Below are 25,503 nucleotides of genomic sequence, written 5' to 3'. Positions count from 1 at the left end.
TGCAGATGCGTTGGCTTCCTTGCTTACCCCAGTCACTTACTTCAGTAAGCTCCTGGGGATGCGCTGTGTCGCCGCCTTCCTGCAAGCCGAACTATTTAGAGTTTTACTTTCAGATTCAATAAAATAAGAGAGGAAGTAAAATGACAATATTGACTCACACCCTCGGTTTTCCTCGCGTTGGCCTGCGTCGCGAGTTGAAAAAAGCGCAAGAGAGCTACTGGGCGGGGAACTCAACGCGTGAAGCGTTACTGGCGGTGGGGCGCGAACTGCGCGCGCGTCACTGGGAGCAGCAGAAACAAGCGGGTATTGACCTGTTACCGGTAGGCGACTTTGCCTGGTACGACCATGTTCTGACCACCAGCCTGCTGTTAGGCAATGTGCCGGCTCGTCATCAGAACAACGACGGTTCCGTGGACATCGACACTCTGTTCCGCATTGGCCGCGGTCGCGCGCCAACCGGCGAACCGGCGGCGGCAGCGGAAATGACCAAATGGTTTAATACTAACTATCACTACATAGTACCGGAGTTCAGCAAAGGCCAGCAGTTCAGACTCACCTGGACACAGTTGCTGGAGGAAGTGGACGAAGCGCTGGCGCTGGGGCATAAGATCAAACCCGTACTGCTGGGGCCTGTCACGTATCTGTGGCTGGGTAAAGTGAAAGGCGAGCCGTTTGACCGCCTGACGTTGCTGAAAGACATTTTGCCAGTGTATCAGCACGTGCTGGCTGAACTGGCGAAGCGTGGTATTGAGTGGGTCCAAATTGATGAGCCAGCGCTGGTGCTGGAACTGCCGCAGGCGTGGCTGGATGCCTTCAAACCGGCTTACGACGCGCTCGCCGGCCAGGTGAAGCTGTTGCTGACGACCTATTTTGAAGGCGTGACGCCAAACCTGGACACTATTATCGCGCTACCGGTACAGGGGCTACATGTTGACCTCATTCATGGTAAAGATGATGTAGCGGAACTGCATCAACGTCTGCCGGTCGACTGGCTGCTTTCTGCAGGCTTGATTAACGGGCGTAATGTCTGGCGCGCCGATTTGACCGAAAAATACGCGCAGATTAACGCCATTGTGGGCAAACGCGCGCTGTGGGTAGCATCCTCCTGCTCTTTGCTGCACAGCCCGATCGATCTCAGCGTCGAAACGCGTCTGGATACGGAAGTTAAAAGCTGGTTTGCCTTTGCGCTGCAAAAATGCGGTGAACTGGCGTTGCTGCGCGATGCGCTGAACAGCGGCGAAACGGCGGCGCTTGAGGAATGGAGCGCACCGATTCAGGCTCGTCGTCACTCCCGCCGCGTACATAATGCCGCGGTAGAAAAACGCCTGGCGGCGATCACCGCGCAGGACAGCCAGCGTGAGAATCCGTATGAGGTGCGCGCTGAAGCGCAACGCGCCCGCTTTAAACTTCCCGCCTGGCCGACGACGACTATCGGTTCGTTTCCGCAAACCACGGAAATTCGCGGCCTGCGTCTGGACTTCAAAAAGGGCAACCTCGACGCGAATAACTACCGCACCGGCATCGCCGAACATATCAAACAGGCTATCATCGAGCAGGAGCGTTTAGGGCTGGATGTGCTGGTACACGGCGAAGCCGAGCGAAACGACATGGTGGAATACTTCGGCGAGCATCTGGACGGCTTCGTCTTTACCCAGAATGGTTGGGTGCAAAGCTATGGCTCCCGCTGTGTGAAACCGCCGGTAGTGATTGGCGATATCAGCCGTCCGGCACCGATTACCGTGGAGTGGGCGAAATATGCCCAGTCGCTGACCGACAAGCCGGTAAAAGGGATGTTGACCGGCCCGGTGACTATTCTTTGCTGGTCATTCCCCCGCGAAGACGTGACCCGCGAAACGATTGCGAAACAGATTGCGCTGGCGCTGCGTGATGAAGTCGCGGATCTGGAGGCGGCGGGGATTGGGATTATTCAGATCGACGAACCGGCGCTGCGCGAAGGTCTACCGCTGCGTCGCAGCGACTGGGACGCCTATCTGGAATGGGGTGTGGAAGCCTTCCGCATCAACGCGGCGGTGGCGAAGGATGAAACCCAGATCCACACCCACATGTGTTACTGCGAGTTCAACGACATTATGGATTCGATCGCCGCGCTGGATGCGGATGTGATCACCATTGAGACCTCCCGCTCGGATATGGAGTTGCTGGAGTCGTTCGAAGCGTTCGATTACCCGAACGAAATCGGGCCAGGCGTGTACGATATTCACTCGCCGAACGTGCCGAGCGTCGAGTGGATTGAAGCCCTGCTGAAGAAGGCGGCACAGCGTATTCCGGCGCAACGCCTGTGGGTGAATCCGGACTGCGGTCTGAAAACTCGCGGTTGGCCGGAAACCCGCGCGGCGTTAGCGAACATGGTCAAAGCGGCGCACAATCTGCGTCAGGCGAAATAACCCATCCTGGCCGCTGCGTTTATCCGACAGCAATGCGGCGCTACCTTTTGACGGGTAGCGCCCGTGTCTGACCTGATTAACAGCGCCTCTTTCTTCTCATTTCCCTTTTTCTTATTTTCCGCGCTGTCTTTTTCAGGATCTGGCTATTTGGCGATCTTGATAATAAAAAGGTTCTCCGTATGAATAACAATCAGGCGGATAGTGTCCCCGGAAGCAGCGCGGCGGATTTTATTGCCTCGCAGATCGTTTTTCCTGTCATGATCGCCCAGCGCTCTCATAGCACAAAACGAGGTTTTCCATTCTGTTATGTTCCCTGGCGACGGTAAACGTCGCATTGTCTCATGGCGCTGGTGAACCTTATTTTTTAACGGAGATGTCTGACATGGCGGTAGCAGGTTGTCACGTAATGACCAAACCCGGCGGCGCGATCTGCAATATTGATTGCACATATTGCTTCTATCTTGAAAAAGAGGCGCTGTACCCGGAACGCAATAAAAACTGGCGAATGTCGGACGAGACGCTGGAACAGTTTATACGCCAGCATATTGCCGCGCAGAGTGGCGACCGCATTGACTTTGCCTGGCAGGGCGGCGAACCGACCATGATGGGGCTACCGTTTTTCCGCCGGGTTGTCGCATTATGTGAAAAGTACGGCGATGGGCGAAAAATCACTCATGCGTTGCAGACGAACGGCATCCTGGTGAATGACGAGTGGGCGCGCTTTTTCGCTGAACAGCATTTTCTCATCGGTCTCTCTATCGACGGCCCGGCGTCGTTACACAACCACTATCGGCTTAATCGTGCTGGAAAAGGAACTCATGAACAGGTCGTCGCAGCAATGGCGCGGCTTAAAGCGCACCATGTCGACTTTAATACCTTAACCGTCGTGGGAAAACATAACGTCGGTCATGCAGCAGACGTCTACGAATTTCTTCTGGCGGCGGGATCGCGTTTTATTCAGTTTATCCCGCTGGTGGAGCGAATGAGCACCGATAACTCATCGGTACTTAATCTGGTGATGCCCGGCGAAAGCGCGGCGACGCTGGCGCCATGGACGGTACCGTCGTGGCAATATGGCGAATTTCTCAACCAGATCTTTGATATCTGGGTTCGTCGCGACGTAGACCGCGTCTATGTGCAGATGTTTGACGTGGCGTTAGCCGCCTGGACGGCGCAGAAGCCGATACTGTGTGTGCATTCCGAGACTTGTGAACATGCCTTCGCGTTGGAGTCGAACGGCGATCTCTACAACTGCGACCACTTTGTCTACCCGGAGCATCTGCTGGGGAATATCCACCAGCACAGCATCAAAACCTTAAATAATAGCGAGCGGGCTATTGCGTTTGGCGAGGCCAAGCGGGAGACCCTGACCGCCGATTGTCGTCGCTGTGACTACCGCTTTGCGTGTCATGGCGGCTGTCCGAAGCATCGCTTTGCCGTCTCGCCGTCCGGTCATCCTGCGCATAATTACTTGTGTGCGGGCTATAAGCATTTTTTCCAGCACGTTACGCCGTATATGAATGTCTGGCGGGAGCTGCTGGCGCAAGGCTATCCGATGGCATCGATCATGCGCTGGCTGGCGCAGGACGCGCGTAAAGATACAGGAGCCGTCAGTCGTAACCATCTCTGTCCCTGCGGCAGCGGCAAAAAATATAAAAAATGCTGTGGTAAAGCATAGCTAACGTGGCGATGACGCTTTGTTGAGCCTACACCGACTCCGGTCTCGTAGGCCCAACAAACATCGTAATGCGCTGTGGTTAGCCTTTTTTCCCACCGTACTGCGCGAACCATTCCAGCATTCTTTGCCAACCGTCTTTCGCTGAGGCTTCGTGGTAGCCCGGACGATAATCGGCATTAAACGCGTGCCCTGCATCGGGATAGACCACGATTTCCGCCTTCGCATTAGCGGCGCGTAGCGCCTGACGCATGGTTTCCACGCTCTCCTGTGGAATACTGGTATCCTGCCCGCCGTATAAACCCAGTACCGGCGCGTTAAGATCGGTGGCGATGTCAACGGGATGCTTCGGCGAATTGAGTGACGTGTCGCCTACCAGCTTGCCGTACCACGCTACCGCCGCTTTTAACTGTGGGTTGTGCGCGGCGTACAGCCAGGTAATCCGGCCTCCCCAACAAAAACCGGTGATCATTAGCCGATGCGCATCCCCGCCGTTGCGCGAAGCCCAACTGGCGACGTGATCCAGGTCGGCAAGGACTTGCGAATCGGGTACTTTAGCCACCAGCCCGCTCAATAATGTGGGTATATCGGCGAAATCATTGGGGTCGCCTTCGCGGAAATAGAGCTCTGGCGCGATAGCGAGATAGCCTTCCAGCGCCAGTCGTCGGCAAATATCGCGAATGTGTTCATGTACGCCAAAAATTTCCTGTACCACAATGACCACAGGCAATGCGCCGTCGCTCGCTTTTGGTCTGGCGTAATAGGCGGGCATATCGTCGCCCTGAGAGGGGATCGACGTTATCCCCGCGCTAATGGCCCCATCAGGCGTATGAATCATCGTAGGGGCAAGTGGGGAGGCTGCAGGTGCAAAGCCGGATGGATGTGTCGTTGTCATGGTATTCTCCGTACCCTTAAAAAATAGCGCAATCTTAACTATAGACAGTGTGTAACAAACCACATTGCCTTAAAGCGGCTATCTTTTGTGCAATGCCTGGCGATATTGATTATTTATTGTGATGTGCATCACTTTTTAATGGTAAGCGAGTGCAATTGTTTTACACCATAGTGATGGCTGTCACGAAAATATCTTTATGCCTTAGGTAAAGTGTCTTTTTGCTTCTTCTGACAAACCCGATTCACAGAGGAGTTTTATATGTCCAAGTCTGATGTTTTTCATCTCGGCCTCACCAAAAACGATTTACAAGGGGCCCAGCTCGCCATCGTCCCTGGCGATCCTGAGCGTGTGGAAAAGATCGCCGCGCTGATGGATAAGCCGGTTAAGCTGGCATCTCACCGCGAATTCACCTCCTGGCGCGCTGAGCTGGATGGCAAAGCAGTTATCGTTTGCTCTACCGGTATCGGCGGCCCGTCTACTTCTATTGCCGTGGAAGAACTGGCGCAACTGGGTATTCGTACCTTCTTGCGTATCGGCACCACGGGGGCTATTCAGCCGCACATCAACGTCGGCGACGTTCTGGTAACGACCGCATCCGTACGTCTGGATGGGGCGAGCCTGCATTTTGCGCCGATGGAATTCCCGGCGGTTGCCGACTTTGCCTGCACCACCGCGCTGGTTGAAGCCGCGAAATCGATTGGCGCCACGACTCACGTTGGCGTAACCGCCTCTTCCGACACTTTCTATCCGGGTCAGGAACGTTACGACACCTATTCTGGCCGCGTTGTTCGTCGCTTCAAAGGTTCTATGGAAGAGTGGCAGGCGATGGGCGTGATGAACTACGAAATGGAATCCGCTACGCTGTTAACCATGTGCGCAAGCCAGGGTTTACGCGCAGGTATGGTGGCGGGCGTTATCGTTAACCGTACCCAACAAGAGATTCCGAATGCGGAAACGATGAAACAAACTGAAAGCCACGCGGTGAAAATCGTCGTGGAAGCGGCCCGTCGTCTGCTGTAATTCTCCTCTCTTTTGCAAAGGCCGACGCGTTCGGCCTTTTCTTTTTGCGTGGCGCCTCGCAGGAAATTCCTTTTAAACTGGACGTTTATACAGCACAATTCTATTTTGTGCAGGACAGTGTGGTTCCAGGAGAGGTGTTGTGGATATTACTCTTATGATAAGCGCCGTCGTGGCGCTGGCGGCTGGGGCGGTGATTGGCTGGCTGGCGACGAAAGCGCACGCCGATCAAATCCGCGCCGATCTTATCGAAGAACGGCGTGAGCTGGATATCGAACTTAGCGCGGCCCGGCAGCAATTAGCGCAAGAAGCGCACTGGCGTAGTGAATGCGAGTTACTTAATAACGAACTGCGTAGCCTGCACAGTATCAATACCTCTCTGGAAGCCGATCTGCGTGAAGTCACGACCCGTCTGGAAGCGACTCAACAACACGCGGAAGACAAAATCCGTCAGATGATCAACAGCGAACAGCGTTTAAGCGAGCAGTTTGAAAATCTGGCGAACCGTATCTTTGAACACAGTAATCGTCGCGTAGACGAACAAAACCGACAAAGCCTGAATAGCCTGCTAACGCCGCTGCGTGAGCAACTGGACGGTTTTCGCCGCCAGGTTCAGGAGAGTTTTGGCAAAGAAGCGCAGGAGCGGCATACGCTGGCGCACGAAATTCGTAATTTGCAGCAGCTTAACGCGCAAATGGCGCAGGAAGCGATCAACCTGACGCGCGCCCTGAAAGGGGACAATAAGGCGCAAGGAAACTGGGGCGAAGTTGTGCTGGCGCGGGTGCTGGAGGCATCCGGACTGCGTGAAGGCTACGAATACGAAACCCAGGTCAGTATTGAGAACGATGCGCGCTCGCGGATGCAGCCGGATGTCATCGTCCGCTTGCCGCAGGGCAAAGATGTGGTCATCGACGCTAAAATGACGTTGGTCGCCTACGAGCGTTACTTTAACGCTGAAGATGACTACACGCGCGAGGCCGCTTTACAAGAGCACATCGCCTCGGTGCGCAATCATATTCGCTTACTGGGGCGTAAAGACTACCAGCAGCTTCCCGGCCTCCGCTCGCTGGACTATGTTCTGATGTTTATCCCCGTAGAACCCGCTTTCCTGCTGGCGTTAGATAAACAGCCCGAACTGATAACCGAGGCGCTAAAAAATAACATTATGCTGGTAAGCCCCACGACGCTGCTGGTGGCGTTACGGACAATCGCCAACCTGTGGCGCTATGAACACCAGAGCCGCAATGCGCAGCACATCGCAGACAGAGCCAGTAAGCTCTACGATAAAATGCGGTTGTTCGTTGATGATATGTCAGCGATCGGTCAGAGTCTGGATAAAGCGCAGGATAACTACCGCCAGGCGATGAAAAAACTTGCGTCGGGGCGTGGCAACGTTTTGGCGCAGGCAGAGGCCTTCCGGGGGCTAGGCGTGGAAATCAAACGCGAGATTAATCCGGATTTAGCGGAACAGGCCGTTACGCAAGATGAAGAATATCGTTTACGATCGATCCCTGAAGGGCGGCAGGATGAACATTATCCCAATGATGAACGGGTGAAGCAGCAGTTAAGTTAACCCATACGGAGTAGTTTAGCCCTGGCGCAGAGTAGGGCAAATTGGCCCAATCTGTTACACTTCTTGAACATTTTTATCGATAAGCAGGCACTGAGATGGTGGAAGATTCACAAGAAACGACGCACTTTGGCTTTCAGACCGTCGCTAAAGAGCAGAAAGCTGACATGGTGGCCCACGTTTTTCATTCTGTGGCGTCAAAATACGATGTGATGAATGATTTAATGTCATTTGGCATTCATCGTTTGTGGAAGCGCTTCACCATTGATTGCAGTGGCGTGCGTCGTGGACAAACCGTTCTCGATTTAGCGGGTGGTACGGGCGATCTTACCGCGAAATTTTCACGTATGGTCGGGGAAACTGGCAAAGTTATCCTGGCGGATATTAATGATTCTATGCTCAAAATGGGGCGTGAGAAGCTGCGTAATATCGGCGTGATCGGCAACGTAGAGTATGTGCAGGCGAATGCCGAAGCTCTGCCTTTCCCTGATAATACGTTTGATTGCATTACCATTTCGTTTGGTTTGCGCAATGTAACGGAAAAAGAAAAAGCGCTGCGGTCAATGTTCCGTGTGTTGAAACCCGGCGGACGTTTACTGGTGCTTGAATTTTCCAAGCCTATCATTGAGCCGCTGAGTAAAGCGTATGACGCCTATTCTTTCCATATTTTACCGCGTATTGGCTCGATGGTCGCGAACGATGCGGATAGCTATCGGTATCTCGCGGAATCCATCCGTATGCATCCCGATCAGGATACCTTAAAAGCCATGATGCAGGACGCCGGATTTGAGAGCGTGGATTATTACAATCTGACGGCGGGCGTTGTGGCATTGCACCGTGGTTATAAATTCTAGGAGGGTGGAATGCCTTTTAAACCCTTAGTGACCGCAGGAATTGAAGGTCTCCTCAATACGTTTCTGTATCGTTCGCCAGCGCTGAAATCAGCCAGAACGCGATTACAGGGAAAAGTACTGTGTGTGAAGCTAAAGGGATTTTCGACGCCATTAGTCCTGGTATTCAGCGAACGCCAGGTTGATGTGCTGGGGGCATGGGAAGGCGAAGCGGACTGTACGGTAATCACTCAAGCTAGCGTTTTGCCAAAACTACGCGATCGTCAGCAGTTGGCCGCGCTTATTCGCAGCGGCGAACTGGAAGTGCAGGGCGATATTCAGGTCGTGCAAAATTTTGTGGCGCTCGCCGATCTCGCCGAATTCGATCCTGCGGAGCTGTTGGCGCCATACACGGGTGATATCGCGGCGGAAAGTATCGGTAAGGTCGTGCGTGGCGGGGCTAAATTCCTGCGCCACGGGTTTCAACGCCAGCAGCGTTATGCCGCTGAAGCGATCACTGAAGAGTGGCGTATGGCGCCTGGCCCGCTGGAAGTCGCATGGTTTGCCGAAGAAACCGCGGCTGTTGAGCGCGCCGTAGATGCTCTGACCACACGGCTGGAAAAACTGGAGGCCAAATGACGCCAGGTGAAGTACGGCGCCTATATTTCATCATCCGCACGTTTTTAAGCTACGGCCTTGATGAACTCATCCCCCGAATGCGTCTTACACTGCCACTCCGATTATGGCGCTATTCGCTGTTCTGGATGCCAAACCGGCATAAAGATAAATTGCTGGGTGAACGATTAAGACTGGCGTTGCAAGAGCTGGGACCGGTCTGGATCAAATTTGGTCAGATGCTCTCCACACGCCGTGACCTGTTCCCGCCGCAAATCGCCGATCAGCTCGCTTTGCTCCAGGATAAAGTCGCGCCATTCGATGGTCGGCTGGCGAAAGCCCAGATTGAAGAGGCGATGGGGGGGCTACCAGTCGAAGCCTGGTTTGACGACTTTGATATCCAGCCTTTAGCGTCGGCGTCAATCGCCCAGGTACATACCGCGCGATTGAAATCAAACGGTAAAGAAGTGGTTATTAAGGTCATTCGCCCGGATATTTTGCCGGTAATTCAGGCAGACCTGAAACTGATTTATCGCCTTGCTCGCTGGGTACCACGCCTGTTGCCGGATGGGCGTCGTCTGCGCCCGACGGAAGTGGTGCGTGAGTATGAGAAAACGCTGATCGATGAGCTGAATCTGCTGCGGGAATCGGCCAACGCGATTCAGTTACGCCGCAATTTTGAAAATAGTCCCATGCTGTATATCCCGGAGGTGTACTCCGATTACTGTAGCCAGAACATGATGGTGATGGAGCGGATATACGGCATTCCGGTTTCGGATGTGGCGGCGCTGGAAAAGAACGGCACCAACATGAAACTGCTGGCGGAACGCGGGGTTAAAGTTTTCTTCACCCAGGTTTTCCGCGACAGCTTTTTCCATGCGGACATGCATCCGGGAAATATTTTTGTCAGCCATGAACACCCTGAAAATCCGCAATATATCGGCATTGACTGTGGTATCGTCGGGTCGCTAAACAAAGAAGATAAGCGCTATCTGGCAGAAAACTTTATCGCGTTTTTTAACCGCGATTACCGAAAGGTGGCGGAGCTGCATGTCGATTCAGGTTGGGTTCCGCCAGATACCAACGTTGAAGATTTTGAGTTTGCCATCCGCACCGTCTGTGAACCTATCTTTGAAAAGCCGCTCGCGGAAATCTCGTTTGGTCATGTGTTGTTAAACCTTTTCAATACAGCGCGTCGATTTAACATGGAAGTCCAGCCGCAACTGGTGTTGTTGCAGAAAACATTATTGTATGTTGAAGGGGTTGGGCGGCAACTTTATCCTCAGCTTGATTTGTGGAAAACGGCGAAGCCGTTTCTTGAGTCCTGGATCAAAGATCAGGTGGGTATTCCGGCTCTCACGCGGGCTCTTAAAGAAAAAGCGCCGTTCTGGGTCGAAAAAATGCCAGAAATACCTGAACTGGTGTACGACAGTTTGCGCCAGGGCAAATATTTACAGCACAGTGTTGATAAGATTGCGCGCGAGTTACAGGTAAACCATGTGCGCCAAAGCCAGTCTCGTTACTTATTGGGAATTGGCGCAACGCTGTTACTGAGCGGGTCATTCTTACTCGTTAACCGCCCTGAATGGGGATTGATGCCTGGCTGGCTCATGGTCGGCGGCGTAGTTGTCTGGCTGGTTGGCTGGCGTAAAACTCGTTGAGATTTTTTTATCGCTCAACGCCGGTTGTGTCACGCAGGTACATATTATCACTCGAGGCAGTACTCAGGCCGCAAGTCAATGTCGTCCCGGTCGTATGTAAAAGTATGTGAATAGGGCGGGCGAAAGCGGTTAACAAAGAGGCAGCGCGAAGGATAATGTGTATAATGCGGCCCTAATAATTCATCATCTATCACAGAGGAACATGTATGGGTGGTATCAGTATTTGGCAGTTGTTGATTGTTGCCGTTATCGTTGTACTGCTGTTCGGCACCAAAAAACTCGGTTCCATCGGTTCCGATCTTGGCGCGTCTATCAAAGGCTTTAAAAAGGCCATGAGCGATGATGATGCCAAACAGGATAAAACCAGTCAGGACGCTGATTTTACCGCTAAATCTATCGCGGATAAGCAAGGCGAAGCGAAAAAGGAAGACGCTAAAAGCCAAGATAAAGAGCAGGTATAATCCGTGTTTGATATCGGTTTTAGCGAACTGCTGTTAGTGTTCGTTATCGGCCTCATTGTGTTGGGGCCGCAACGATTGCCAGTAGCGGTAAAAACGGTAGCGGGCTGGATTCGCGCGTTGCGATCCCTTGCGACAACGGTTCAGAATGAACTGACTCAGGAACTGAAACTTCAGGAGTTCCAGGACAGTCTGAAAAAAGTCGAAAAGGCGAGCCTGGAAAATCTGACTCCCGAACTGAAAGCATCTATGGATGAACTGCGTCAGGCGGCGGAGTCGATGAAACGCACCTACAGCGCTAACGATCCCGAACAAGCGAGCGATGAAGCGCATACCATCCATAATCCGGTGGTAAAAGGGAACGAAACGCAGCATGAGGGCGTCACCCCTGCCGCCGCTGAAACACAGGTGAGCGCGCCGGAACAAAAGCCGGAGCCCGTTAAAGATAACGTGCCTGAGTCGACGGAAACCGCTTCCGTAGCCACGATAGACGCCGAGAAGAAATCCGCTGCGCCTGTTGTCGAATCTTCCCCCTCGTCGAGTGATAAACCGTAAACATGGCTGTAGAAGATACTCAACCGCTTATCACGCATCTGATCGAGTTGCGTAAGCGCCTGCTAAACTGCATCGTCGCAGTACTTCTGATTTTTCTGGCGTTAATTTATTTCGCCAATGATATTTATCATTTAGTCGCCGCACCGCTGATTAAACAGATGCCGCAAGGGGCGACAATGATTGCGACGGATGTGGCGTCGCCGTTTTTTACGCCTATCAAACTCACCTTCATGGTGTCTTTGATCTTATCCGCGCCTGTCATTTTGTACCAGGTTTGGGCCTTTATCGCCCCGGCGCTATATAAGCATGAGCGTCGTCTGGTCGTACCGCTGCTGGTATCCAGCTCGCTGCTTTTCTACATTGGTATGGCCTTCGCCTATTTTGTCGTATTCCCTTTGGCCTTTGGTTTCCTGACGCATACGGCGCCGGAAGGGGTACAGGTTTCGACAGATATCGCCAGCTATCTTAGCTTTGTCATGGCGCTTTTTATGGCCTTTGGCGTAGCCTTTGAAGTGCCGGTGGCGATTGTGTTGCTGTGCTGGATGGGCATCACCACGCCAGAAGATTTGCGTAAAAAACGGCCTTATATCCTGGTCGGGGCATTCATTGTGGGAATGCTGCTTACGCCGCCAGATGTTTTCTCGCAAACGTTGCTGGCGATACCGATGTACTGCCTGTTTGAAATTGGCGTTTTCTGCTCACGCTTTTATGTCGGTAAGCGACGGACGCGCGACGAAGATAACGAGGCCGAAACCGAAAAGGCCGAGCACACTGAAGACTAAACACAACCGCCCGCCAGGGCGGTTGTCATATGGGGGCAAGCATGTTTGATATTGGCGTTAATTTAACCAGTAGCCAGTTTGCAAAAGATCGTGATGATGTGGTCGCCCGTGCGTTTGCGGCGGGAGTAAAAGGTATGCTACTGACCGGAACGAACATCCATGAAAGCCAGCAGGCGTTAAAACTGGCGCGGCGCTACCCCCATTGTTGGTCGACGGCTGGCGTCCATCCCCATGACAGCAGTCAGTGGTCATCCGCGTCTGAAGACGCCATTATTGCGCTGGCGAACCAGCCGGAAGTCGTCGCTATCGGTGAGTGCGGGCTGGATTTCAATCGCAATTTTTCCACGCCGCAGGAGCAGGAGCGTGCCTTTCAGGCGCAGCTACAAATTGCCGCCGAATTGCAGATGCCAATCTTTATGCACTGCCGGGACGCGCATGAGCGATTTCTGGCATTGCTTGATCCCTGGCTGGATAGTCTTCCTGGTGCAATACTGCACTGCTTTACCGGTTCACGCCAGCAAATGCAGGCCTGTGTGGACAGAGGGCTCTATATCGGTATTACCGGGTGGGTTTGCGACGAACGACGCGGGCTTGAGCTACGTGAACTCTTACCGTTTATTCCAGCGGAAAAGCTACTGATAGAAACCGACGCGCCGTATCTGTTGCCTCGCGATCTTACGCCGAAACCAACGTCACGACGCAACGAGCCCGCGTATCTGCCTCACATCCTGGAGCGCATTGCGCTATGGCGTGGTGAAGATCCGCAATGGTTAGCGGCGATGACAGATGCCAACGCCAGAACCTTATTTGAGGTCGTATTCTGAACGATCGCTAAATCTTGCGAAAACCGGTGTTTTTTACGCTCTGCTTCACTTCTTTATTGAGTAAATTAAGCAGTAACATCGAACGCGTTTCGCCATCCGGTTCGGTAAAAATCGCTTTCAGCCCTTCAAATGCGCCTTCCGTGATGATGACGCTATCGCCGGGATAGGGGGTTTCAGGATCGACAACGCCTTCGGGCTTGTAGATAGAAAGCTGATGAATAACGCTGGAAGGCACGATCGCAGGATGCGCGCCAAAGCGCACAAAATGGCTGACGCCGCGCGTGGCGTTGATTGTAGTGGTATGTATCACTTCCGGATCAAATTCAACGAACAGATAATTAGGAAAGAGCGGTTCGCTGACGGAGGTACGTTTTCCGCGTACCATTTTTTCCAGGGTGATCATCGGTGTCAGGCAACTTACCGCTTGTCTTTCGAGGTGTTCCTGAGCACGCTGAAGTTGCCCGCGTTTGCAGTACAGTAAATACCAGGATTGCATAATGACTCTTATCCGCTTGTTCGGGGCGCAAGCATAGCAAAAGCCATGCGCGAAGTTAATTATACACTTCATCCTTTAAGCCGTATCTGGATTAGCGTTGGTTGCCAGAGTTCACGCTAATTTAACAAAAATACAGCATCCCGATGATGAACGCCGTATAATGATGCGCTTACCAAGAGGCTACAATGGACGCCATGAAATATCACGATTTACGCGACTTCCTGACGCTACTTGAGCAGCAGGGGGAACTAAAACGCATCACGCTACCTGTGGATCCTCATCTGGAAATCACGGAAATCGCTGACCGCACGCTGCGTGCCGGTGGACCGGCGTTGCTGTTTGAAAATCCTAAAGGTTACGCCATGCCGGTGCTGTGCAACCTTTTTGGCACGCCAAAACGCGTGGCGATGGGCATGGGGCAGGATGATGTTTCCGCATTACGGGAAGTGGGTAAATTATTAGCGTTTCTGAAAGAACCTGAGCCGCCGAAAGGCTTTCGCGATCTGTTTGACAAGCTGCCGCAGTTTAAGCAAGTGCTGAATATGCCGACGAAACGGTTACGCGGCGCGCCTTGCCAGCAGAAAATCGCGTCTGGCGATGATGTCGATTTAACGCGTCTTCCTGTCATGACCTGTTGGCCGGACGACGCCGCGCCGCTGATTACCTGGGGACTGACGGTAACGCGTGGTCCGCACAAAGAGCGGCAAAACCTGGGCATTTATCGTCAGCAGTTGATAGGTAAAAATAAGCTGATTATGCGCTGGCTGTCTCATCGCGGCGGCGCGCTGGATTTTCAGGAGTGGTTAGCCGCGCGTCCGGGTGAACGTTTCCCGGTCTCCGTCGCATTGGGCGCCGATCCGGCGACGATTCTTGGCGCCGTGACTCCTGTTCCCGATACTCTGTCGGAGTATGCCTTTGCGGGCTTGCTGCGCGGCACGAAAACTGAAGTGGTTAAATGCCTTTCTAACGATCTGGAAGTGCCTGCCAGCGCCGAGATTATCCTTGAAGGTTACATTGAGCCGGGAGAGATGGCGCCGGAAGGACCGTATGGCGATCATACGGGCTATTATAATGAAGTGGATAACTTTCCGGTCTTTACCGTCACGCATATTACGCAGCGTGAGGATGCCATCTATCACTCCACCTATACCGGGCGTCCGCCCGATGAGCCTGCGGTATTAGGGGTGGCGCTCAATGAAGTCTTCGTGCCTATTCTGCAAAAACAGTTTCCGGAAATCGTCGACTTTTATCTGCCGCCGGAAGGGTGTTCTTACCGCCTGGCGGTAGTGACGATGAAAAAGCAGTACGCTGGTCATGCGAAACGCGTCATGATGGGCGTCTGGTCGTTTTTGCGCCAGTTTATGTATACGAAATTTGTTATCGTTTGCGATGATGACGTTAACGCACGCGACTGGAATGATGTGATCTGGGCGATTACCACCCGTATGGACCCTGCGCGGGATACGGTGCTGGTTGAAAATACGCCGATTGACTACCTGGATTTTGCCTCGCCGGTCTCCGGGCTGGGTTCAAAAATGGGGCTGGATGCCACAAACAAATGGCCGGGCGAAACCCAACGCGAGTGGGGTCGTCCTATTGTTAAAGATCCTGAAGTTACCGCGCGTATTGATGCGATTTGGGATGAGCTGGCTATCTTTAAATAACTGAAAGCGGACATCGACATTTCAGGCTGCGGCGACTCGGCTTGAAAAATGTCGGTATTGACCCGACACCCGACAGAGGGAGCGCATGACAACCTTAAGCTGTAAAGTGACCTCGGTAGAAGCTATCACCGATACCGTATATCGGGTTCGTTTAGTGCCGGACGCGGCGTTTACATTCCGCGCTGGTCAGTATTTGATGGTCGTAATGGACGAGCGTGACAAACGCCCGTTTTCGATGGCCTCAACGCCGGACGAGAAAGGGTTTATTGAATTACACATTGGCGCTTCCGAGCTCAATCTGTATGCGATGGCGGTCATGGATCGGATTCTGAAAGACCGGGAAATCGTCGTCGATATTCCGCATGGCGACGCCTGGCTACGTGACGATGAAGAGCGTCCGTTGATTCTGATCGCGGGCGGTACGGGCTTTTCTTATGTGCGCTCCATCCTGTTGACGGCGTTAGCGCGCAACCCGAACCGCGATGTTACTATTTACTGGGGCGGCCGCGAAGAAAAGCACCTCTATGATCTCTCTGAGCTGGAAGCACTCTCTGTTAACCATCCGAATTTGCGTATTGAACCTGTTGTTGAGCAGCCGGAAGAAGGCTGGCGTGGACGTACAGGAACGGTACTTACGGCGGTATTGCAGGATTATGGTACGCTGGCGGGGCACGATATTTATATTGCCGGACGTTTTGAGATGGCGAAAATCGCCCGCGATCTGTTCTGTCATGAGCGTAACGCGCGGGAAGATCGTCTGTTTGGCGATGCGTTCGCATTTATTTAACTATTCTATGGGACGCAGTAGCGTCCCTTTTTACGTTAGCCTACCTAAAAGTCCTCTTAAATATTAATTAATCGTCAACTATAAAACCTTATGATATTGAATATCTACAGGCTTTGTATTGCGTGTAATAAATTAAGTAATATTATGTCCTGAGGCTATCAATAAAAATAGTTAATTATATATGCTTCATTTATTTTTATAAAAGAAACATAAAATGGAAAGTTAGTTATTTATTTATAAGATGGAGAGTGTTATGAAATTTAAATATGCTTTAACTTCTCTCGCATTATCTGTTGCAATTTTGTCATCAGTACCTTCTACTGCTTTCGCCATCGGCGGCGCCAGCGGCGCTAAAGTGGACTATCAGGTCCAGGGGAAAATTGGCGAAGTTGTTATGAACCCCTATGATATCGCGCCGCTAACCGCCGTTATTCGTAATGGCGGTTACCAGTTACGTGACGTGCATGTACGGATTGTACCCAAAGAAAATGGCCAGGAGATCGCGTATAAAGTTAATAATAAATACCTTTTAACGTATGGCGGTATTCCCGTCTTTGGTCTTTACCCAGATTATGTCAATACCGTTGAAGTTGAATATACAAGAATCCAGGGTAGTAAAACCGAAAATATAAAAGAAAGCTATAAAATGTATGCACCGCCTGCCTATATTGAATCAGCGGGTACAAAGGAAGAACAATCAGCACTCTTTACTATCGATGTTAAAAAGGTTTCCCCAGAATTTAAAGATCGCTTGTATCTTTTGAATAATACGAAAGATAAGTCTGGGAATGGAACGCGTACTGTCTGGAACAACCCTACTGGGGGTGCATTAGAATGGAACTTCACTACAGCTAACGCTATTATCGACACCTCCGGTGATATTCGTTGGTTTATGAATCCAAGTTCAATTTATGATTTAAAGTCAATTTATCGTGCTGGCGTTATGATGGGCTTTAAACAAAACCAGGATGGCGCACTATCGTGGGGCTACGGTCAGCGTTATGTGAAATACGATATCATGGGGCGTGAAATCTTTAACCGCCGCCTGCCGGATAATTATAACGATTTTTCACACTCAATGGATAACGCGGCCAACGGTCACTACTTCCTGCGTGTAGCCAGCTCTAACTATAAACGTCCTGATGGAAAAAATGTTCGTACCGTGCGTGATGTGATTGCCGAAGTTGATCAGAACGGCGTGGTAGTGGATGAATGGCGTCTGTTTGATATCCTCGATCCTTATCGTGATGTGATAATGAAAACCCTCGATCAGGGCGCTGTGTGCCTGAATATCGACGCCAGCCAGTCCGGCCATACGTTGAGCGAAGAAGATCTGGCGGCGCTGGACTCCTCCGACAAATTCGGGGATATCGTGGGTAGTGGGGCTGGCCGCAACTGGGCGCATGTCAACAGCGTCGACTATGACAGTGAAGATGATTCCATCATCATCAGCTCCCGCCACCAGAGTGCGATTATCAAAATCGGCCGCGATAAGAAAGTGAAGTGGATACTGGGTACGCCTGCTGGCTGGAAAGCGCCATTTAATGCCGCAATTCTGACGCCAGTGGATAGCAAAGGCCAAAAAATCGCCTGCCAGGACAGTGGCTGCGAGGGTGACTTCGACTGGACATGGACGCAACATACGGCCTTTAAAATTGATAGTAAGAGTAAAGGCGATATCTTATACCTTTCCGCTTTCGACAATGGCGATGGCCGCGGCTTAGAACAGCCTGCTATGCAGAGTATGAAATACAGCCGCTCCGTGATTTACAAAATCGACCAGAAAAACAAGACCGTCCAACAGATCTGGCAATACGGTAAAGAGCGCGGGAACGAGTGGTTTAGCCCGGTAACCTCTATCACCGAGTACCAGACTGACAAGAATTCTGTGTTCGTGTATTCCGCAACAGCAGGTGGTGCGTTTGATTTGTCGGTAGGCGCATTTACCAGCTTGCCTAATCCGTATCTGGAAGAGTTCAAATGGGGAGAAAAAGAGCCTGTGGTCGAAATGCAAATACATGGTGCGCGTGGATATCAGGCTATGCCATTTAGCCTGACCAAAGCGCTTACTGAGTAGAGCGGGCCATACGGTGAAAAAACCCGCCCCTGACGGGCGGGAAAAACGGCAACTAAACTGTTTCCCGTCATAATTCGCGCAGCCTCTTTGTTGGCTGCCTTTGCTCACCCCGGGCACATAGTTATCTATGTTCCCGGGGATTCGCTCAGTTGCCGCTGCGCTGCAATGCGAGTTATTTAGGGGATATTATCTTTGATTAAACCCGCTCAAACACCGTGGCGATGCCCTGACCCAGACCAATACACATCGTCGCCAGACCAAACTGCGCGTCTTTGCGCTCCATCAGGTTGATAAGCGTGGTGCTGATACGTGCTCCGGAGCAGCCGAGCGGATGACCAAGCGCGATCGCGCCGCCGTTGAGGTTGATCTTCTCGTCTATCTGCTCCATCAATCCCAGATCCTTAATGCATGGCAGGATCTGTGCGGCAAACGCTTCGTTCATCTCAAACACATCGATATCGCTGGCCGACAGTCCCGCTTTTTTCAACGCCAGTTTTGACGCCGGAACCGGCCCGTAACCCATAATTGACGGATCACAACCAACCACTGCCATTGAACGAATACGGGCGCGAGGTTTCAGGCCCAGCTCACGGGCACGACTTTCGCTCATTACCAGCATGGCGGCTGCGCCATCGGAAAGCGCGGATGAGGTGCCCGCCGTGACCGTGCCACTAACCGGATCAAATGCCGGACGCAGCGTTGATAGCGCTTCGACCGTGGTTTCCGGGCGGATCACTTCATCGTAGCTAAACTGCTTCAACACGCCGTCTGCATCATGACCGCCAGTTGGGATAATCTCCGTTTTGAATGCACCAGACTGGGTGGCGGCCCAGGCGCGAGCGTGAGAACGCGCGGCGAACTGGTCCTGCATTTCCCGGCTAATGCCGTGCAGGCGGGAGAGCATTTCCGCCGTTAGCCCCATCATCCCTGCCGCTTTGGCGACGTTGCGACTCAGACCCGGGTGAAAATCCACGCCGTGACTCATCGGCACGTGCCCCATATGCTCCACGCCGCCAACCAGACAAACCTGCGCATCGCCGGTCATGATCATTCGCGCTGCATCGTGTAACGCCTGCATCGAGGAACCACACAGACGGTTGACGGTGACCGCCGGTACCGAATGGGGAATTTCTGCCAGCAGCGCGGCGTTACGGGCAATGTTGAAGCCTTGCTCCAGCGTTTGTTGTACGCAGCCCCAGTAAATATCATCGAGGGTCGCCGCTGTAAGCGACGGATTACGCGCCAGCAGGCTACGCATTAAGTGGGCGGAGAGATCTTCTGCCCGCACGTTGCGAAACGCGCCGCCCTTCGAACGGCCCATCGGGGTGCGAATAGCATCGACAATGACAACCTGTTCCATTGTGACTCCTTAAGCCGTTTTCAGAGAACCAACCGGACGGGCTGGTTCAACCGGGGGATAATACGGTTCGTTATGGCGCGCTTTATTACGCAGCCCCTCCGGCACCTCATACAGCGGGCCGAGGTGTTGATACTGCTGCGCCATATCAAGATATTTCGCGCTGCCCTGTGTATCCAGCCAGCGGAATGCGCCGCCGTGGAACGGAGGAAAGCCCAGGCCGTAGACCAGCGCCATATCGGCTTCCGCCGGGCTTGCGATAATGCCTTCTTCCAGACAGCGAACCACTTCGTTAATCATCGGGATCATCATACGGGCGATTATCTCGTCGTCGCTGAAGTCGCGTTTCGGCTGGCTGACGCTTGCCAGCAGGTCATCCACCGCGGCATCTTCTTCTTTCTTCGGCTTACCCTTGCTGTCTTCTTTATAGCGCCAGAAGCCCAGACCGTTTTTTTGCCCAAAACGGCTGGCGTCAAACAATGCGTCGATCGCGTCGCGATACTCTTTCTGCATCCGTTGTGGGAAGCCTGCCGCCATTACCGCCTGCGCGTGGTGGGCGGTATCAATACCCACCACGTCGAGCAGATAGGCCGGGCCCATCGGCCAGCCGAACTGTTTTTCCATCACTTTATCGACCTTGCGGAAATCCGCGCCGTCGCGCAGCAGTTGACTGAAACCGGCGAAATAGGGGAACAGCACGCGGTTAACAAAGAAGCCGGGGCAGTCGTTGACTACAATCGGCGTCTTGCCCATTTTGCTTGCCCAGGCGACGACTTTGGCAATGGTTTCGTCTGAACTCTTCTCACCGCGGATGATTTCAACCAGCGGCATCCGGTGTACCGGGTTGAAGAAGTGCATTCCGCAAAAGTTTTCCGGACGTTCAAGGGCGCTTGCCAGTTCGCGAATTGGGATGGTAGAGGTATTTGAGGCCAGCACGGTTTCCGGGCGCACTTTCTGCTCGGTTTCCGCCAGTACCGCTTTTTTGACTTTCGGATTTTCGACCACCGCTTCGACAACAACATCTACGCGATCGAAACCGGCATAATCGAGAGTCGGGTGGATGGTCGAAATGACGCCCGCCAGCTTCAGACCGTCGATCTTGCCGCGCTCCAGCTGTTTGTTCAGCAGCTTGGCCGCTTCGGTCATGCCGAGGTTCAACGATTTATCGTTGATATCTTTCATGATAACCGGTACGCCTTTCCAGGCCGACTGGTAAGCGATACCGCCGCCCATAATGCCCGCGCCCAGTACGGCTGCCTGTTTCGGCGTCTCAATATCTTTGGTCAGCTTTTTGGCTTTACCTTTTACATATTGATCGTTGAGGAAGATACCGACCAGCGCACGAGCCTCATTGGTATGCGCCAGCGGAACAAAGCTTTTATTTTCCAGATTCAGCGCTTCTTCACGACCAAAACGCGCGGCGGCTTCAATGGTTTTCACTGCGGTCATCGGCGCCGGATAATGTTTACCCGCCGTTTGTGCGACCATGCCTTTAGCGATGGTAAAGCTCATCGCCGCTTCAATCTTACTGAGTTTCAACGGTTCCAGTTTCGGCTGGCGTTTAGCTCTCCAGTCGAGATCGCCGGTAATGGCCTGGCGTAATACGGCTATTGCGCCGTCGATCAGCTTCTCTTGTTTCACCACGCCATCGACCAGACCGATTTTCAGCGCCTGTTCGGCGCCGATATCTTTCCCGGCGGCAATGATCTCCAGCGCGCTGTCCGCGCCCAGCATACGCGGCATTCGCACCGAGCCGCCAAAGCCCGGCATGATGCCCAGTTTAGTTTCCGGCAGGCCAATACGGAGGTCTGGCGTCGCCAGACGGTAATCGGTGGCCAGCACGCATTCGCACCCGCCGCCCAGCGCATAGCCGTTTACGGCGGCAAGGGTCGGTACGGGTAAATCTTCCAGACGGTTAAAGACGCTATTAGCGAAATGCAGCCATTGGCTTAACTGCTCTTCGGGGACGAGGAACAGTGAAAGAAATTCGGTGATGTCCGCGCCGACAATAAAGGCCGCTTTATTCGAGCGCAGCAGCAGCCCTTTTAAATCGTGTTGCTTTTCCAGCACCTCAAGCGCCTGGCCGAGGCTGGCGACGGTTGCGGTGTCGAGTTTATTGACCGAGCCTGGAGCATCGAACACCAGTTCGGCGATGCCATCTTCCAGCCAGTCGAGGTACAGGGTGTCGCCTTTATAAAGCATGTCAGTCTCCTGAATCCACAAGGTGATCTGGTCGTACCAGATGAAGCGAAGTGTGTATTTTGTGTTAATAAAATGCAAATAAATGATTAAAGAAATGCCGATGTGATCACGCTCGGCAGAGATCACGCTCTCGTGGGGCGATGTGCTAAGATGCGGGAACTTGAGGTCAAAAAAACAGAAGGGTAAAAAATGGAATCACTGGCCGCGCTCTATAAAAATCATATTGTTACCTTACAAGAACGGACGCGCGATGTTCTGGCGCGCTTTAAGCTGGATGCGTTACTTATTCATTCCGGCGAGCTTTTCAACGTCTTTCTCGACGATCACCCTTATCCGTTTAAGGTCAATCCACAGTTTAAAGCGTGGGTGCCGGTAACTCAGGTTCCAAATTGCTGGCTGCTGGTCGATGGCGTCAACAAACCCAAATTGTGGTTTTATCTGCCGGTCGATTACTGGCATAACGTTGAACCGCTGCCAACGTCCTTCTGGACAGAAGAAGTCGAGGTCGTCGCCTTACCGAAAGCGGATGGCATCGGCAGCCAACTGCCTGCCGCGCGTGGCAATATCGGCTATATCGGCCCGGTTCCTGAGCGCGCGCTACAATTGGATATCGCTGCCAGCAACATCAACCCGAAAGGTGTTATCGACTATCTGCATTACTACCGCGCCTATAAAACGGATTATGAACTGGCCTGTATGCGCGAAGCGCAGAAAATGGCGGTGAGCGGTCATCGGGCGGCGGAAGAGGCCTTCCGTTCCGGCATGAGCGAGTTTGACATCAACCTGGCGTACCTGACCGCCACGGGACATCGCGATACCGATGTTCCGTACAGCAACATTGTGGCGCTGAACGAACATGCCGCCGTGCTGCATTACACGAAACTGGATCATCAGGCACCGTCTGAAATGCGCAGTTTCCTGCTGGATGCGGGCGCGGAATACAACGGCTACGCGGCGGATCTGACGCGAACCTGGTCGGCGAAAAGCGATAACGACTACGCCCACTTGGTGAAAGATGTTAACGACGAACAGTTGGCGCTGATCGCTACCATGAAGGCGGGCGTCAGCTATGTGGATTATCATATTCAGTTCCATCAACGCATCGCGAAGCTGCTGCGTAAACATCAAATCATTACCGACATGAGTGAAGAGGCGATGGTGGAAAATGATCTCACCGGGCCGTTTATGCCGCACGGTATTGGTCATCCGTTGGGTCTGCAGGTACACGATGTGGCCGGGTTTATGCAAGATGATTCCGGTACGCATCTCGCCGCGCCGTCCAAATACCCGTATCTGCGCTGCACGCGTGTGTTACAGCCGCGAATGGTGTTGACCATCGAACCGGGGATTTACTTCATCGAATCGCTGTTAGCGCCGTGGCGCGAAGGGCCATTCAGCAAGCACTTCAACTGGCAGAAAATTGAAGCGCTCAAGCCTTTCGGCGGTATTCGCATTGAAGATAACGTGGTCATCCACGAAAACGGCGTGGAAAACATGACGCGGGATTTAAAACTGGCGTAATGGACAGTTGGTTAATCCCTGCAGCGCCGGTCACCGTTGTTGAAGAGATCAAAAAAAGCCGCTTTATTACGCTATTGGCGCATACCGATGGCGTAGACGCGGCGAAAGCGTTTGTTGAGTTAGTCAGAGCTGAGCACCCTGATGCGCGCCACCATTGTGTGGCGTGGGTGGCGGGTGCGCCGGACGACTCACAGCAACTGGGCTTTTCAGACGACGGCGAACCGGCGGGAACGGCGGGCAAGCCGATGCTTGCGCAATTGATGGGCAGCGGCGTCGGAGAAATTACTGCCGTCGTCGTGCGCTACTATGGTGGTATTCTGCTGGGTACGGGCGGGCTGGTAAAAGCCTATGGCGGCGGTGTGAATCAGGCATTACGTCAGCTTGCCACACAACGCAAGACGCCATTAACCGAATATACTTTGCAGTGTGAGTACGGTCAGTTGGCCGGAATCGAAGCATTATTAGGACAGTTTGCCGGGAAGATCGTTTCCAGCGATTATCAGGCGTCTGTTCGGCTCAGGGTGGCGCTTCCTTTTGCTCATGTGAATGCATTTTCCACAAAACTGGCGGATTTTAGCCGTGGTTCATTGCAATTGTTAGCGATTGAAGAATAATCCCCACCTCATTTTTAAGAATAAAGGAAGCGGCAGAGATGCATTTTCGCGCCATTACCCGAATCGTTGGACTACTGGTTATCTTATTTTCGGGGACAATGATTCTCCCGGGACTGGTAGCGCTAATATATCGTGATGGCGCAGGAAGAGCGTTCACGCAGACCTTTTTTGTCGCGCTGGCGATCGGTTCCATACTGTGGTGGCCGAACCGTAGGGAAAAGGGCGAGCTGAAATCCCGCGAAGGATTTCTTATCGTGGTGCTGTTCTGGACCGTGCTGGGCAGCGTGGGTGCGCTGCCGTTTATTTTCTCGGAAAGCCCAAACCTCACCATTACCGATGCTTTTTTTGAATCGTTCTCCGGGTTAACCACCACGGGCGCCACTACGCTGGTGGGGCTGGATTCATTACCGCACGCCATTCTCTTTTATCGTCAGATGCTGCAATGGTTTGGCGGTATGGGGATCATTGTGCTGGCGGTGGCGATTCTCCCTATCCTCGGCGTCGGGGGGATGCAGCTCTATCGGGCAGAAATGCCGGGGCCGTTGAAAGATAACAAAATGCGCCCGCGTATTGCCGAGACGGCGAAAACGCTGTGGCTTATCTATGTCTTGCTAACGGTAGCCTGCGCGCTGGCGCTATGGTTTGCAGGGATGCCTGCGTTTGACGCTATCGGACACAGCTTCTCCACTATTGCTATCGGCGGCTTCTCAACGCATGACGCCAGCGTAGGCTATTTTGATAGTCCCACTATTAATACCATCATCGCTATTTTCCTGCTGATCTCCGGTTGTAACTATGGCCTGCATTTCTCTTTATTAAGCGGGCGTAGCCTGAAAGTATACTGGCGCGATCCGGAATTCCGCATGTTCATCGGCGTACAGTTGACGCTGGTGGTGATCTGCACGCTGGTACTGTGGTTCCATAATATCTACGACTCGGCGCTGACAACGCTAAATCAGGCGTTCTTCCAGGTTGTGTCGATGGCGACAACGGCAGGGTTTACCACGGACAGCATTGCGCGCTGGCCGCTGTTTTTGCCCGTCTTGCTGCTATGTTCCGCGTTTATTGGCGGTTGCGCCGGGTCAACGGGCGGGGGGTTAAAGGTCATCCGTATTCTGTTGTTGTTTAAACAGGGGAACCGCGAACTCAAACGTCTGGTGCATCCGAATGCCGTTTACAGTATTAAGCTGGGGAACCGGGCGCTGCCAGAACGTATTCTGGAAGCCGTCTGGGGATTCTTTTCTGCCTACGCGCTGGTATTTATCGTCAGTATGCTGGCTATTATCGCTACAGGCGTAGATGATTTCTCGGCTTTCGCCTCGGTAGTGGCTACGCTTAATAACCTGGGACCGGGGCTGGGGGTGGTTGCTGATAACTTCGCCAGTATGAATCCGGTTGCGAAATGGATACTCATCGCCAACATGCTATTTGGTCGTCTGGAAGTATTCACTTTGCTGGTACTTTTTACCCCGACTTTCTGGCGTGAATAATGGAGTAA

21 protein-coding genes are annotated in these 25,503 nt (G+C 52.8%); 17 read left to right on the top strand and 4 right to left on the bottom strand.

Annotated elements, in window-relative coordinates; all coding sequences use genetic code 11:
- Positions 1-140 precede the first annotated feature (140 nt).
- Together metE and LDB27_RS21690 are read left to right on the top strand one after the other, a co-directional pair.
- The gene (gene metE / locus LDB27_RS21695; RefSeq protein ID WP_000154179.1) at positions 141-2,405 is read left to right on the top strand and encodes a 5-methyltetrahydropteroyltriglutamate--homocysteine S-methyltransferase; all 2,265 of its coding nucleotides are present in this window, start codon (positions 141-143) and stop codon (positions 2,403-2,405) included.
- Positions 2,406-2,739: 334 nt separating this feature from the next.
- Entirely contained in the window at positions 2,740-4,083 is a 1,344-nt protein-coding gene (locus tag LDB27_RS21690) for an anaerobic sulfatase maturase (RefSeq protein WP_225519898.1), read from the top strand.
- 79 nt (positions 4,084-4,162) lie between these two features.
- Here LDB27_RS21690 and LDB27_RS21685 read toward each other — a convergent pair whose 3' ends face one another.
- Positions 4,163-4,975: a dienelactone hydrolase family protein gene (locus LDB27_RS21685; protein ID WP_000213959.1), complete on the bottom strand. Its 813-nt coding sequence runs from the start codon at positions 4,973-4,975 to the stop codon at positions 4,163-4,165.
- A 258-nt stretch (positions 4,976-5,233) separates the two neighbouring features.
- On the opposite strand from LDB27_RS21685, the gene udp reads away from it, so the two are divergent.
- From udp to tatD, 9 genes are all read left to right on the top strand, one after another.
- Positions 5,234-5,995, top strand: a complete 762-nt coding sequence (udp, locus tag LDB27_RS21680; RefSeq protein ID WP_000045169.1) for a uridine phosphorylase — start codon at positions 5,234-5,236, stop codon at positions 5,993-5,995.
- A 139-nt stretch (positions 5,996-6,134) separates the two neighbouring features.
- Positions 6,135-7,565 carry a DNA recombination protein RmuC gene (rmuC, locus tag LDB27_RS21675; RefSeq protein WP_000355562.1) on the top strand — a complete coding sequence of 477 codons (1,431 nt, stop codon included), beginning with the start codon at positions 6,135-6,137 and terminating at the stop codon, positions 7,563-7,565.
- A gap of 95 nt (positions 7,566-7,660) precedes the next feature.
- Positions 7,661-8,416, top strand: coding sequence for a bifunctional demethylmenaquinone methyltransferase/2-methoxy-6-polyprenyl-1,4-benzoquinol methylase UbiE (gene ubiE / locus LDB27_RS21670; RefSeq protein WP_000229009.1), 756 nt, complete (start codon positions 7,661-7,663; stop codon positions 8,414-8,416).
- A gap of 9 nt (positions 8,417-8,425) precedes the next feature.
- On the top strand, positions 8,426-9,031 hold the full coding sequence (ubiJ, locus tag LDB27_RS21665; protein WP_001116092.1) for a ubiquinone biosynthesis protein UbiJ: 606 nt from the start codon (positions 8,426-8,428) through the stop codon (positions 9,029-9,031).
- Positions 9,028-10,668 carry a ubiquinone biosynthesis regulatory protein kinase UbiB gene (gene ubiB, locus LDB27_RS21660; RefSeq protein ID WP_000187559.1) on the top strand — a complete coding sequence of 547 codons (1,641 nt, stop codon included), beginning with the start codon at positions 9,028-9,030 and terminating at the stop codon, positions 10,666-10,668. Before ubiJ ends, ubiB begins: the two co-directional genes overlap by 4 nt.
- Positions 10,669-10,874: 206 nt before the next feature.
- Positions 10,875-11,129, top strand: coding sequence for a Sec-independent protein translocase subunit TatA (gene tatA / locus LDB27_RS21655; protein ID WP_000508972.1), 255 nt, complete (start codon positions 10,875-10,877; stop codon positions 11,127-11,129).
- Between the two features lie 3 nt (positions 11,130-11,132).
- Positions 11,133-11,681: a Sec-independent protein translocase protein TatB gene (gene tatB / locus LDB27_RS21650; RefSeq protein WP_000459615.1), complete on the top strand. Its 549-nt coding sequence runs from the start codon at positions 11,133-11,135 to the stop codon at positions 11,679-11,681.
- 2 nt (positions 11,682-11,683) lie between these two features.
- Entirely contained in the window at positions 11,684-12,463 is a 780-nt protein-coding gene (gene tatC, locus LDB27_RS21645) for a Sec-independent protein translocase subunit TatC (protein ID WP_000257554.1), read from the top strand.
- A gap of 41 nt (positions 12,464-12,504) precedes the next feature.
- Positions 12,505-13,287 carry a 3'-5' ssDNA/RNA exonuclease TatD gene (gene tatD / locus LDB27_RS21640; protein ID WP_000459642.1) on the top strand — a complete coding sequence of 261 codons (783 nt, stop codon included), beginning with the start codon at positions 12,505-12,507 and terminating at the stop codon, positions 13,285-13,287.
- Between the two features lie 7 nt (positions 13,288-13,294).
- Here the strand turns inward: tatD and rfaH are convergent, their stop codons facing one another.
- Positions 13,295-13,783 carry a transcription/translation regulatory transformer protein RfaH gene (rfaH, locus tag LDB27_RS21635; protein WP_001192410.1) on the bottom strand — a complete coding sequence of 163 codons (489 nt, stop codon included), beginning with the start codon at positions 13,781-13,783 and terminating at the stop codon, positions 13,295-13,297.
- A 185-nt stretch (positions 13,784-13,968) separates the two neighbouring features.
- On the opposite strand from rfaH, the gene ubiD reads away from it, so the two are divergent.
- From ubiD to LDB27_RS21620, 3 genes are all read left to right on the top strand, one after another.
- Entirely contained in the window at positions 13,969-15,447 is a 1,479-nt protein-coding gene (gene ubiD / locus LDB27_RS21630; protein ID WP_000339760.1) for a 4-hydroxy-3-polyprenylbenzoate decarboxylase, read from the top strand.
- An 85-nt stretch (positions 15,448-15,532) separates the two neighbouring features.
- The gene (gene fre, locus LDB27_RS21625; protein WP_000209838.1) at positions 15,533-16,234 is read left to right on the top strand and encodes an NAD(P)H-flavin reductase; all 702 of its coding nucleotides are present in this window, start codon (positions 15,533-15,535) and stop codon (positions 16,232-16,234) included.
- A gap of 253 nt (positions 16,235-16,487) precedes the next feature.
- Positions 16,488-18,311 (top strand): aryl-sulfate sulfotransferase, encoded by a 1,824-nt coding sequence (locus tag LDB27_RS21620; RefSeq protein WP_000669888.1) that lies wholly within the window; start codon positions 16,488-16,490, stop codon positions 18,309-18,311.
- Positions 18,312-18,507: 196 nt separating this feature from the next.
- On the opposite strand, the gene fadA is transcribed toward LDB27_RS21620, so the two are convergent.
- Both fadA and fadB read right to left on the bottom strand, forming a co-directional pair.
- Positions 18,508-19,671 carry an acetyl-CoA C-acyltransferase FadA gene (gene fadA, locus LDB27_RS21615; RefSeq protein ID WP_000438783.1) on the bottom strand — a complete coding sequence of 388 codons (1,164 nt, stop codon included), beginning with the start codon at positions 19,669-19,671 and terminating at the stop codon, positions 18,508-18,510.
- A gap of 9 nt (positions 19,672-19,680) precedes the next feature.
- The gene (gene fadB / locus LDB27_RS21610; protein WP_000966013.1) at positions 19,681-21,870 is read right to left on the bottom strand and encodes a fatty acid oxidation complex subunit alpha FadB; all 2,190 of its coding nucleotides are present in this window, start codon (positions 21,868-21,870) and stop codon (positions 19,681-19,683) included.
- Between the two features lie 189 nt (positions 21,871-22,059).
- On the opposite strand from fadB, the gene pepQ reads away from it, so the two are divergent.
- Genes pepQ through trkH form a run of 3 tightly spaced genes read left to right on the top strand, consistent with a single transcriptional unit; the run spans position 22,060 to position 25,495 of the window.
- The gene (gene pepQ, locus LDB27_RS21605; RefSeq protein ID WP_000444529.1) at positions 22,060-23,391 is read left to right on the top strand and encodes a Xaa-Pro dipeptidase; all 1,332 of its coding nucleotides are present in this window, start codon (positions 22,060-22,062) and stop codon (positions 23,389-23,391) included.
- Positions 23,391-24,005 carry an IMPACT family protein gene (locus LDB27_RS21600; RefSeq protein ID WP_000378893.1) on the top strand — a complete coding sequence of 205 codons (615 nt, stop codon included), beginning with the start codon at positions 23,391-23,393 and terminating at the stop codon, positions 24,003-24,005. The genes pepQ and LDB27_RS21600 overlap by 1 nt, the downstream gene beginning before the upstream one ends.
- Before the next feature lie 38 nt (positions 24,006-24,043).
- Complete coding sequence (gene trkH / locus LDB27_RS21595) at positions 24,044-25,495, top strand: Trk system potassium transporter TrkH (protein ID WP_000545688.1); 1,452 nt, start codon at positions 24,044-24,046, stop codon at positions 25,493-25,495.
- The last annotated feature ends 8 nt before the right edge of the window (positions 25,496-25,503 follow it).

The sequence above is a fragment of the Salmonella sp. JXY0409-18 genome, assembly GCF_020268625.1.
GTDB classification, from domain to species: Bacteria; Pseudomonadota; Gammaproteobacteria; order Enterobacterales; family Enterobacteriaceae; genus Salmonella; species Salmonella enterica.
This window is presented reverse-complemented; position numbering and strand designations above follow the sequence as displayed.

What these genes read in the sequence shown, in the direction of transcription:
- tatC (WP_000257554.1), top strand. Translation starts at nt 11,684, where the DNA reads ATGGCTGTAGAAGATACTCAACCGCTTATCACGCATCTGATCGAGTTG.
- fadB (WP_000966013.1), bottom strand. Translation starts at nt 21,870, where the DNA reads ATGCTTTATAAAGGCGACACCCTGTACCTCGACTGGCTGGAAGATGGC.
- rfaH (WP_001192410.1), bottom strand. Translation starts at nt 13,783, where the DNA reads ATGCAATCCTGGTATTTACTGTACTGCAAACGCGGGCAACTTCAGCGT.
- ubiB (WP_000187559.1), top strand. Translation starts at nt 9,028, where the DNA reads ATGACGCCAGGTGAAGTACGGCGCCTATATTTCATCATCCGCACGTTT.
- LDB27_RS21685 (WP_000213959.1), bottom strand. Translation starts at nt 4,975, where the DNA reads ATGACAACGACACATCCATCCGGCTTTGCACCTGCAGCCTCCCCACTT.
- ubiE (WP_000229009.1), top strand. Translation starts at nt 7,661, where the DNA reads ATGGTGGAAGATTCACAAGAAACGACGCACTTTGGCTTTCAGACCGTC.
- LDB27_RS21620 (WP_000669888.1), top strand. Translation starts at nt 16,488, where the DNA reads ATGAAATTTAAATATGCTTTAACTTCTCTCGCATTATCTGTTGCAATT.
- tatA (WP_000508972.1), top strand. Translation starts at nt 10,875, where the DNA reads ATGGGTGGTATCAGTATTTGGCAGTTGTTGATTGTTGCCGTTATCGTT.
- fadA (WP_000438783.1), bottom strand. Translation starts at nt 19,671, where the DNA reads ATGGAACAGGTTGTCATTGTCGATGCTATTCGCACCCCGATGGGCCGT.
- ubiJ (WP_001116092.1), top strand. Translation starts at nt 8,426, where the DNA reads ATGCCTTTTAAACCCTTAGTGACCGCAGGAATTGAAGGTCTCCTCAAT.
- LDB27_RS21600 (WP_000378893.1), top strand. Translation starts at nt 23,391, where the DNA reads ATGGACAGTTGGTTAATCCCTGCAGCGCCGGTCACCGTTGTTGAAGAG.
- udp (WP_000045169.1), top strand. Translation starts at nt 5,234, where the DNA reads ATGTCCAAGTCTGATGTTTTTCATCTCGGCCTCACCAAAAACGATTTA.
- tatD (WP_000459642.1), top strand. Translation starts at nt 12,505, where the DNA reads ATGTTTGATATTGGCGTTAATTTAACCAGTAGCCAGTTTGCAAAAGAT.
- pepQ (WP_000444529.1), top strand. Translation starts at nt 22,060, where the DNA reads ATGGAATCACTGGCCGCGCTCTATAAAAATCATATTGTTACCTTACAA.
- trkH (WP_000545688.1), top strand. Translation starts at nt 24,044, where the DNA reads ATGCATTTTCGCGCCATTACCCGAATCGTTGGACTACTGGTTATCTTA.
- fre (WP_000209838.1), top strand. Translation starts at nt 15,533, where the DNA reads ATGACAACCTTAAGCTGTAAAGTGACCTCGGTAGAAGCTATCACCGAT.
- ubiD (WP_000339760.1), top strand. Translation starts at nt 13,969, where the DNA reads ATGGACGCCATGAAATATCACGATTTACGCGACTTCCTGACGCTACTT.
- metE (WP_000154179.1), top strand. Translation starts at nt 141, where the DNA reads ATGACAATATTGACTCACACCCTCGGTTTTCCTCGCGTTGGCCTGCGT.